This is a genomic window from Aeromicrobium sp. REDSEA-S32_B7 (assembly GCF_001626145.1).
Taxonomy (GTDB): Bacteria; Actinomycetota; Actinomycetes; order Propionibacteriales; family Nocardioidaceae; genus Aeromicrobium; species Aeromicrobium erythreum.
In genome coordinates this window covers 1-7649 of the sequence record NZ_LUNF01000044.1, presented here as the reverse complement: position 1 = coordinate 7649, position 7649 = coordinate 1, and the positions used below count along the sequence as shown (strand labels likewise).

Below are 7649 nucleotides of genomic sequence, written 5' to 3'. Positions count from 1 at the left end.
GGCCACGGCGCTGTCGAGGAACGGGGCGAGGTCGGTGCCGACGTCGGCGAGCTCGGCGCGGCGTCGAGCCGCGAAGCGCTCGAGCTCGTCGGCCACGGCGTCTCGGAACTCGACAAGATCGGCGGCTACCACGTCGCGGACGATACCGTTGGCCCGTGACCGACGCCCCCGCGCCCGTGCCCTCCCACTCGATCGTGGAGGACCTCCGCGACCAGCGTCCCTGCGTCTCCTTCGAGTTCTTCCCGCCCAAGGACGACGCGGGGGAGGAGGTCCTGTGGCGCACCATCGCCGACCTCGAGCCGCTGCGTCCGTCGTTCGTCTCCGTGACCTACGGCGCCGGCGGGACGAGCCAGGACCGCACGGTCCGGGTGACGTCGCGCATCGCGGAGGAGTCGCGGATCCGCGCCGTCGGGCACCTGACCCTGGTCGGGCAGAGCCGCTCGGAGATCGAGGCGGTCCTCAAGCAGTACGCGGCGTCCGGCATCCGCCACGTCCTGGCCCTGCGCGGCGACCCCAAGGGCGGGCCCCGGGCGCCGTGGGAGACCCACCCGGAGGGCATGGACCACGCGGTCGAGCTCGTCGAGCTGGCCCGTGACCTGGGCGACTTCACGGTCGGCGTCGCGGCGTTCCCCGAGGGCCACCCCGACGCCGGCGGACTCGAGCCCGACGCGGACGTGCTCGTCGCGAAGCACCGGGCGGGCGCGGAGTTCGCGATCACCCAGCTGTTCTTCCGCGCGCAGGACTATGTCGATCTCGTCGAGCGGGTCCGGTCCCGCGGGAGCGACCTGCCGATCGTCCCCGGCATCATGCCGATCCTGAACTTCTCGCAGGTCGCCCGCATGGCCGAGCTGTCGGGGGCAGAGATCCCGCGTGAGGTCCTCGACGTCGTCGAGCCGGTGCAGGACGATCCTGCGGCGGTGCGTGCGCGTGGCATCGAGCTGGCCACCCAGCTGTGTCGCGACCTGCTCGCCCAGGGCGCGCCCGGCCTGCACTTCATCACGCTGAACCGCTCCAAGGCCACGCGCGAGATCTTCGAGACGCTACGGGGCGAGGGCCTGGTCTGACCCGCACTCCCGCTCAGGCGGGGGTGGCCGGACGACGCGGCACGGCGCCGAGCCGTTCGGCGATCGCCTCGGTGGCGAGACCGATCGCCTCCAGCGAGGGTCCCGGGTGCGCGTGCGCGCCGGCCATCACGACGCCGGGGGGCAGCGTCGGGCCCGGGCGCTGCAGCACCGTGCGCCAGCCTCGCCACTGCCAGCCCCAGTGACCCAGGCGCACGAGGTCGGCCGGGGCGAGGTCGTGGCGCTCCACCACCCGGTCGCGCAGGTCGATGCCGACGCGCACGAGCGCGATCAGCGGGTCCTCGGCCTTGTGGTGCGCGATCGTCCAGCAGCCGGGAGAGCCCTCCCAGAGATGCAGCGGCGGGTCGGCGTGCACCGCGACGTCGCGGGCGAGGTCGGGCGTCGGGGCGTCCGGCGACAGCCGGACGAGTGCCCGGTGGGCCGGGATGCGCGGCAGCAGCGCCGGCTCGGGGAGTCCGTCGGGCCAGGTCGGCGCGCACCACGCCACGACGTCGGCCGCCACCACCCCGTCGTCGGTGCGGACGCCGGTGACGCCGGACGTGTCGCGCTCGACGCCCCACGCAGAGCACCCGAGGCGCACGTCGACGCGACGTTCCTCGAGCCGCCGGGCGAGGGCGTCGGCGAGCGCCGGCATGCCGCCCTCGACCTCCCATCGCCCGAAGTTCCGCTCGACCTGGTGGCGTACCGCCGTGGCAGCGGGCACGGCGCGCGGGTCGTCGCCGGCGAGCACGACGTCGTCGAGCACCATGCGACGCACCCGGTCGTCGTCGAAGGTCCGCGCGACCTCGCGGCTCAGGGGACGGCGCGCGTGGAGGGCGCGACGGGTCGCCCGGTCGAGCGAGTCGGCGCTGGGCACCTGGTTGAGCAGCCGTCGTCGGACGGCGTGAACGTGTCGAGGTCGAGCTGCCACAGCCCGTCGCCCGCCTGGTGCCCGCGCAGACGTCCGCCGAGCCGGTCGCCTGCCTCGAGCAGCACCACCTCGTGCCGCAGCTTCGCGAGCCGTGCCGCGAGGGACGTGCCGGCGAATCCTCCGCCCACCACCACGACGCGCGCCATGGGCCGACCCTAGCGAGCGGCGGCGAGGGCCGGGAGCGTCCGGTCCCGCGGCCACGCTGTGACACAGTGACGCCATGCGTCCCGTGCGTCAGGAGATCATGTGGCAGGCCGTCCTCGACGCGGTCGAGGCCCTCGAGCGCAGCGGTCCGCTCGACGTCCTCGACGTCGGCGGCGGCACGGGCGGCGACGCGGTGCGACTGGCGGCGCTCGGGCACCGGGTCACGGTCGTCGACCCGAGTCCCGACGCGCTGGCGTCGCTGGACCGTCGCGCCGCCGAGGCAGGCCTGCAGGACCAGGTCGTGGGCGTGCTGGGCGACCGTCCGCCCTCGCGCAGGCCCGCGTCGAGGGCTGGGACCTGCGCGCGCACGGTCCGCGGCGCTACGTGCCCGAGGAGCTGCACGAGCAGCTCGCGGCGGCCGGCTTCACGGTGCTGGCGCACGCGGGTCTGCGCACCTTCGCCGACCTCGTGCCGAGCGCCGTCGTGGACACGGAACCGGGAGCACGCGAACGCTTGTACGCTCTGGAGCGTCTGGTCCGGACGTCCAGCGAGTTCTCAGGGATCTCGGCTGGTCTGCACACCATCGCCCGCCTAGACTTGATCTAGACCCACCACCAGGAGGCCTCCGGTGCCACTCTCCGACGAAGAAGCCCGCCTGCTCCAGCAGCTCGAGCAGTCTCTCGCGGCCGAGGATCCCGACTTCGCGTCGACCCTCCGGGGCTCCAAGCAGGCCGCGCGCAACCGCAAGGTCGCCGTGCTGTCCGGTCTGGGTCTCGTCGTCGGCCTCGGCATCCTGTTCGCCGGTGCGGTCTCCGCGCTGACCTGGCTCGGTGTGCTCGGCTTCGTCGTCATGCTCGCCGGCGGCTACTTCTTCGTCACCGCGTGGCGCCACGGCCTGACGGCCGCGCCCGACGCCGGCCCGACGCGCTCCTCCGGTCCCAAGGGCCCGAAGCAGTCCGGCTCGTTCGTCGACCGCATGGAGGAGCGCTGGCAGCGTCGCCAGGACGGCGACGACCGCTGACCCTCCTGCGGACCTCCTGAGGTCCGCCCCCCACCTCCCCACACCGGGTTCCGCACCAGCGGGACCCGGTGTCGTCATGTCCGGCCCCTGCACGCGTCGGCGGCCCCCACTCAGCGGGGGAGCGGACGGGAGCGGACGCGCATCCGCTCCACTTCGCCCCACCTCGGCGCCCGCCGGGTCGCTGCGCGCTGCAACGACGGGCCAGCACGCCGCTCACGGCGCGCTGCGGCGCGTCGCGAAACTGCCGGAATTTCCGCTGTGTCGCGTTGACGGTGGGGAAAGGTGGGGTAGGGTGGTGCGAAATGGAGCACACGGGGATCCCCGCACGACGGTGGAGGGCCCGACGCGGGAGACGAGGTGAGGGGAGGTGGGCATCGATGCGGACAACTTCTTCGGCACCTACACGCCCCGCCTCGACGACAAGTCGCGCCTGTTCCTGCCCGCCAAGTTCCGCCCGCGGCTCGAGGGCGGCATCGTGCTGACCCGCGGGCAGGAGAACTGCATCTACGGATGGACGACCGAGGCCTTCGGCGCGTTCACCGACCGCATCCGCGAGACGCCGTTCACCAACCGCGAGGCCCGCAACTTCGTGCGCATGCTCTACTCGGGCGCCTCCTCGGAGGTCCCCGACAAGCAGGGCCGCATCTCCATCCCGCCGGTGCTGCGCACCTGGGCCGGGCTCGAGCGCGACGTCGCCGTCGTTGGCGCGATGGACCGCATCGAGATCTGGGACGCCCGCCGCTGGGACGAGTACTCCGCCGGCCAGGAGGAGCAGTTCTCCGACATGTCCGACGAGGTGATGCCCGGCATCTTCTGAGCCCGCGAGGTCCGACCTCCGCCTGTCCGGTCCTGGCATCACTTCCCCGGTGCCAGAGCCGTACGGACGGGGATCAGGCCGCACGGTCACCCCCCGCACCACCGTCCACCCCCCAGCCCGCTCCCACGGAGCCCCGAGCACCCGAGGAGGTGCGATGCACCAGCCCCGACGCGTCCGGCATGAGCTCGCCGACGCCGCCGTCCTGATGGCGTTCTCCGCCGGCGTCTCCGTCGCCCTCGCGCTGCTCATCGGGCTCGCCGTCACCCTCGTGGCCGGTGCCGCGTGACGCAGGACGACGGGGTGGGCACCCCGGACGCCCGGCACGTGCCGGTCCTGCTCGACCGGTGCCTCGAGCTGCTCGAACCTGCCCTGACCGCGCCCGGCGAGCGCCGCCGCGTCGTCGTCGACGCGACCCTCGGCCTCGGCGGGCACACCGAGGCGATGCTCCAGCGCTTCCCCGACGTGCACGTCGTCGGCGTCGACCGCGACACCGAGGCCCTGGCCCGTGCCCAGGCGCGCCTGGAGCCCTTCGGCGACCGCGTCACCTACGCCCACGCCGTCTACGACGAGCTGCCCGACGTCCTCGCCGACGCCGGGCTGCGGCGCGTCGACGGGGTGCTCTTCGACCTCGGGGTCTCCTCGATGCAGCTCGACCTCGCCGACCGCGGTTTCGCCTACGCACAGGACGCACCGCTCGACATGCGCATGACCCCCGGCGTCGGGCCCACGGCCGCCGACGTGCTGAACACCTACCCGGCCGACCGGCTCGCGCGCGTCCTGCGCGTGCACGGCGAGGAGAAGTTCGCCCGCCGGATCGCCGACGCCGTCGTCGCCGCCCGCGAGACCGAGCCCTTCACCCGCAGCGCCCGCCTGGTCGAGCTCGTCCGCGACAGCATCCCCGCCGCCGCCCGCCGCACCGGGGGACACCCGGCCAAGCGGACCTTCCAGGCGCTGCGCATCGAGGTCAACGACGAGCTCGCCGTGTACGCCCGCGCGCTGCCCGCCGCACTCGACGCCCTCGCCGTCGGCGGCCGCGTCGTCGTCCTCTCCTACCACTCGCTCGAGGACCGCATCACCAAGCGGACCCTCGCCGACGTGACCACCCTCGACGTGCCCCACGGGCTGCCCGTCGTACCCGCCGGCCTCGAGCCGCGCTTCAGACTCCTCCCCCGCGGCGCCGAGCAGGCGAGCGAGGCCGAGGCCGCCGACAACCCCCGCGCCCGGTCCGTCCGGCTGCGCGCCGTCGAGAGGGTCGCCGCATGAGCACCATGCACGCCGCGCGTCCGCGCCAGAGGACGGCCCGTCAGGCCCGTCCGACCACCCTCCCGCTGCGGCTCGTCGCCCCCGTGCGCAGCCGCGCCGGCCGGGCTCCCTTCGTGGTCGTCGTGCTCACCGTGCTCGGCATCGGCCTCGTCGGACTGATCCTCCTCAGCACCGTCCTGCAGGCCCAGGCCTTCGAGATCGCCCGGCTGCAGTCGAAGGCCGACGCCCTGACGGTGCAGGAGCAGGACCTGCGCCGCGAGGTCGAGCGGCTCCAGGCGCCCGCCGACCTCGCGCAGCGCGCCGTCCAGCTCGGCATGGTGCCCAACACCAACCCCGTCTTCCTCCGCTCGAGCGACGGCAAGGTCGTCGGCGACCCCGTGCCCGCCGAGCCCCGCAGCAACGTCGAGAGGGTCGATCGATGAAGCGTCAGCGTCTCTCCCGCACCCGGCTGCGGGTCAGCCTCCTGCTCGTCGTCAGCCTGTTCATGCTCTTCGGCGTCCGGCTCTTCTGGATCCAGGGCCTCGACGCCCAGGCCTACGCGGCCATGGCGCGCAACGCCAGCACCCAGCCTGTCACCGTGCCTGCGCCACGCGGCGACATCCTCGACCGCAACGGCGAGGTCATCGCGACCAGCGTCGACTCGCTCACCCTCACCGCCGACCCGACGCTGACGACGAAGAAGGCCCCGCAGATCGCGCGGATCCTCGTCTCGAGCCTCGGCGAGGACCGCGTCGACTACTTCGACCTCATCGAGAAGCTGCGCACCCCCGACACCCGGTTCGTCGTCCTCGAGAAGAACCTCCCCGCCGCCAAGGGCCAGAAGGCGCTCCAGGCGCTCCGCAAGGCCGGCGCGGCGGGCGTCTTCAGCCAGAAGACCACCATGCGCACCTACCCCGGCGGGCGGCTCGCCGCCAACCTCGTCGGCTACATGAGCCAGACCAAGGACTCCGACACGCCCGTCGGCGTGCAGGGCATCGAGCGCCAGTACGACGCGCTCCTCACCGGCAAGGACGGCTCCGCCACCTACGAGGTGTCGCCGACCGGGCAGCGGATCCCCATGGCCGACAGCACCGTCGTGCCGATGAAGCCCGGCCAGGACGTCCAGACCACCATCGACCGCGACCTGCAGTGGTACGCCGACCAGCGCCTCGCCGACGCCGTGCGCTCCGCGGGGGCCGACTGGGGCCTGGCCATCACCATGGACGTGCGCACCGGCCAGGTCGTCCAGCTCTCGCAGGCGCCCACCTTCGACCCCGGCTCGAAGGCCACCATGCAGGACTCCAACACCGTCTCGCGGTTCGTGCAGACGGTCTACGAGCCCGGCTCCGTGCTCAAGACCATCACCATGGCCGCGCTCGCCGACCAGGGCAAGATCACGCCGGACACGCAGATCAGCGTCCCCGGCAAGATGGTCATCGACAAGTTCCCCATCGGCGACTACTGGCAGCACGGCACGCTCAACCTCACCGCCGCCGGCGTCATCGCCAAGTCCTCGAACCTCGGCACCATCGTCGCCGCGCAGCAGATGAGCAACCAGACGATGCACGACTACCTGCGCAAGTTCGGCTTCGGCGTCGGCTCCGGCGTCCAGCTGCCCGGCGAGTCGCGAGGCATCCTCGCCCCCGCCGCCAGCTGGACCAAGGCCAACCACGCCACCATCTCCTTCGGCCAGGGCATCTCCGTCACGGCGCTGCAGGTCGTGCGCGCCGTCGGCGCCATCGCCAACGGCGGCGTCATGGTCGACCCGTCGGTCGTCAGCGGGTTCGTCGACGCCGACGGCCACCGCACCGACGCCAAGGAGGTGCCCTCCCGACGGGTCGTCTCCAAGAAGGCCGCCGCCGAGGTCACCCGCATGATGGAGGCCGTCACCGCCGACGACGGCACCGCGCCCGCCGCGCAGATCCCCGGCTACCGCGTCGCCGGCAAGACCGGCACCGCCTGGCGGGTCAACCCCGTCACCGGACGCTACGTCCGCGGCCAGAACACCGTCTCCTTCATCGGCTTCGCCCCCGCCGACGAGCCCCGCTTCATCACCTACGTCGTGCTCGACAAGCCCTTCGCCAACGCCGGAGGCGGCTCGACCGCCGCCCCCGTCTTCCACGACATCATGTCGATGGCCCTCGAGCGCTTCGGCGTCGCGCCCACCGGGTCGCGCTCGCCGAAGGTGGCGCAGGAATGGTAGCCGGGCGCGCTCGTTCCTCGCGCTGCAGCACGGCTCGCTCGCTGGCGCTCGCTCACCGCGGACCGGCTCGGCTTCGCTCGCTGGCGCTCGCTCGCCGCTGAAGCGAGTTCGCGGTTCGGTTGGCGTGGCTTGCACACGGTGGGGCTGGAACGGGTTCCGGGGCGGGGTGAGGGGATGGCGCGGAGTCGCTACGTTGGACCGGTGACCGACAGCGAGGACCTCCCGACGAC

At 73.2% G+C, this 7649-nt stretch carries 10 protein-coding genes and 1 pseudogene; 9 read left to right on the top strand and 2 right to left on the bottom strand.

Annotation, left to right across the window (positions count from 1 at the left end; all coding sequences use genetic code 11):
- The first annotated feature begins 155 nt into the window (after positions 1-155).
- Positions 156-1064, top strand: a complete 909-nt coding sequence (gene metF / locus A6Q79_RS03070; protein ID WP_236749718.1) for a methylenetetrahydrofolate reductase [NAD(P)H] — start codon at positions 156-158, stop codon at positions 1062-1064.
- Positions 1065-1077: 13 nt separating this feature from the next.
- Here the strand turns inward: metF and A6Q79_RS03065 are convergent, their stop codons facing one another.
- The gene (locus A6Q79_RS03065; RefSeq protein WP_317696191.1) at positions 1078-1938 is read right to left on the bottom strand and encodes an FAD-dependent oxidoreductase; all 861 of its coding nucleotides are present in this window, start codon (positions 1936-1938) and stop codon (positions 1078-1080) included.
- A complete protein-coding gene (locus A6Q79_RS03060) occupies positions 1875-2138 on the bottom strand; it encodes an FAD-dependent oxidoreductase (RefSeq protein ID WP_317696188.1) in 264 nt (87 codons plus the stop codon). The genes A6Q79_RS03065 and A6Q79_RS03060 overlap by 64 nt, the downstream gene beginning before the upstream one ends.
- 155 nt (positions 2139-2293) lie before the next feature.
- On the opposite strand from A6Q79_RS03060, the pseudogene A6Q79_RS03055 reads away from it, so the two are divergent.
- The 8 genes and pseudogenes from A6Q79_RS03055 to A6Q79_RS03020 all read left to right on the top strand — a co-directional run.
- A pseudogene (locus A6Q79_RS03055) lies at positions 2294-2401 on the top strand (methyltransferase domain-containing protein); the annotation flags it as partial.
- A 119-nt stretch (positions 2402-2520) separates the two neighbouring features.
- Positions 2521-2742, top strand: coding sequence for a hypothetical protein (locus A6Q79_RS03050; RefSeq protein ID WP_317696195.1), 222 nt, complete (start codon positions 2521-2523; stop codon positions 2740-2742).
- A 22-nt stretch (positions 2743-2764) separates the two neighbouring features.
- Positions 2765-3157: a DUF3040 domain-containing protein gene (locus A6Q79_RS03045; protein ID WP_067858296.1), complete on the top strand. Its 393-nt coding sequence runs from the start codon at positions 2765-2767 to the stop codon at positions 3155-3157.
- Between the two features lie 367 nt (positions 3158-3524).
- Positions 3525-3974, top strand: coding sequence for a division/cell wall cluster transcriptional repressor MraZ (gene mraZ, locus A6Q79_RS03040; RefSeq protein ID WP_241270777.1), 450 nt, complete (start codon positions 3525-3527; stop codon positions 3972-3974).
- Between the two features lie 154 nt (positions 3975-4128).
- On the top strand, positions 4129-4260 hold the full coding sequence (locus A6Q79_RS03035; RefSeq protein ID WP_256475569.1) for a hypothetical protein: 132 nt from the start codon (positions 4129-4131) through the stop codon (positions 4258-4260).
- A gap of 14 nt (positions 4261-4274) precedes the next feature.
- Positions 4275-5237, top strand: coding sequence for a 16S rRNA (cytosine(1402)-N(4))-methyltransferase RsmH (gene rsmH / locus A6Q79_RS03030; protein WP_317696182.1), 963 nt, complete (start codon positions 4275-4277; stop codon positions 5235-5237).
- Positions 5234-5659: a hypothetical protein gene (locus tag A6Q79_RS03025; RefSeq protein ID WP_067858293.1), complete on the top strand. Its 426-nt coding sequence runs from the start codon at positions 5234-5236 to the stop codon at positions 5657-5659. The genes rsmH and A6Q79_RS03025 overlap by 4 nt, the downstream gene beginning before the upstream one ends.
- Positions 5656-7419 carry a penicillin-binding protein 2 gene (locus tag A6Q79_RS03020; RefSeq protein ID WP_067858290.1) on the top strand — a complete coding sequence of 588 codons (1764 nt, stop codon included), beginning with the start codon at positions 5656-5658 and terminating at the stop codon, positions 7417-7419. The genes A6Q79_RS03025 and A6Q79_RS03020 overlap by 4 nt, the downstream gene beginning before the upstream one ends.
- Positions 7420-7649: the final 230 nt, after the last annotated feature.

Bases quoted from the DNA above. Each gene is read 5' to 3' on its own strand.
- A6Q79_RS03060 (WP_317696188.1), bottom strand. From the start codon at position 2,138: ATGGCGCGCGTCGTGGTGGTGGGCGGAGGATTCGCCGGCACGTCCCTC.
- A6Q79_RS03035 (WP_256475569.1), top strand. From the start codon at position 4,129: ATGCACCAGCCCCGACGCGTCCGGCATGAGCTCGCCGACGCCGCCGTC.
- A6Q79_RS03025 (WP_067858293.1), top strand. From the start codon at position 5,234: ATGAGCACCATGCACGCCGCGCGTCCGCGCCAGAGGACGGCCCGTCAG.
- A6Q79_RS03020 (WP_067858290.1), top strand. From the start codon at position 5,656: ATGAAGCGTCAGCGTCTCTCCCGCACCCGGCTGCGGGTCAGCCTCCTG.